This is a genomic window from Neisseria sp. P0009.S007, assembly GCF_051962515.1.
Genome location: NZ_JBQCVF010000362.1, coordinates 1 through 1,362, shown reverse-complemented (window position 1 = coordinate 1,362; position 1,362 = coordinate 1). Strand labels below are relative to the sequence as shown.

The 1,362-nt window shown below is 48.1% G+C and carries 1 protein-coding gene; it reads left to right on the top strand.

What is annotated here, in order from left to right; all coding sequences use genetic code 11:
- On the top strand, window positions 1-1,362 hold a 1,362-nt coding region (locus tag ACTHS3_RS13270), incomplete at both ends, for a LysM peptidoglycan-binding domain-containing protein (RefSeq protein ID WP_440368162.1).

Below are 1,362 nucleotides of genomic sequence, written 5' to 3'. Positions count from 1 at the left end.
CTGCGTATGCCGAACGAAACACGCAACTACGTTCCCAAACTTTTGGCCGTCCGCAATATCGTTGCCAATCCGCAAACCTTCGGTATGAATATCAGCGAAATCAGCAATCAGCCGTATTTCAAATCTGTCAGCATCGACAAACCTATTGATAACAGCACAATCGCTCGCTTTGCAAACATCAGCGAAAGCGAACTGTTGGCACTCAACCCAGGTTTCAATGCTCCGGTATTCATCCCTAAAAATAACCGTCGCCTGTTGTTGCCGGTTTCTGCGGTTTCTGCATTTGAGAAGAACTACCGCAATGCCAATCCAGATACCCTGATGTCTTGGGATATTTATACTTCTTTGGGCAACAAGAAGCTTAACGCCATTGCTAACGATACCGGCATGAGCGTAGCCGAACTCAAACGCCTCAACGGCCTGAGCGGTAGCGCCATTTCTGAAGGCCGCAGCATTTTGGTGGCTAAAAACTCAGCTACCCAAAGTCAAGACATTATTAACTTTATCGACAAAGACAATACTCCGGATACTTACCAATCCAATATGCCGGCTATGTCTCCGATTATTGCTTCCAGCGTAGCAGAACCGGTTAAAGTTGCTCAAACTACCGTGACCAATATTGTTGCGCCTGTTGTTCCACAGTCCAGCAAACCGGTTGACTTTATTGCACGTAGCAAAGCTGAAAACGTTACTTCTGTAGCAGTAACAGAAACCAAAGCACAGCCTCAAGTTGCAAATGCGGAAGTAGCCGCCCCTGTTGTAGCCATGACCCATACTACTGCTGAGCCTGCTGCCACAAATGTTGCTGAAGCACCCAAAGCAGCTATCCTTGCCGACTTGACTGCACCGTCTGTTGCCGCAAACGATGTAGCCCCTACTCCAGCAGTTGAATCTGTTGCTGTTGCTCCGGTTCAAGAAGAGCGTGATGACCTGATGGCTTTGGTACAAAGCCAACCTGCGGAGGAACCTGCAGCAACTGTTGCTGAAGCGACTTCTGAAGCCAAACAAGTTCAAACTGTTGTTACTGCTGAAAGCGCTCGTGCCGCACGTATCGCAGCCAATACCGCTAAACAACAACAACGCATCAATGCACGTCTTGCACGTGTAAATGGCCAACAAAACACACAAACCGCAGCACTTGCAGTGGGTACCCACCGTGTGGCAGATGGCGATACATTGTTTAATATCTCCAAACGCTATAACCTGAGCGTAGCCGATTTGATTATTGCCAACAACATCAAAGGCAACAATATCAAAAAAGGCCAAATCCTCCGTGTTACAGCTGCTCCGGCAAAAGTCCGCAGCAACCCGGTTCAAAACGTTTCCTACACTGTACGTAAAGGCGATACCCTGAACACCATC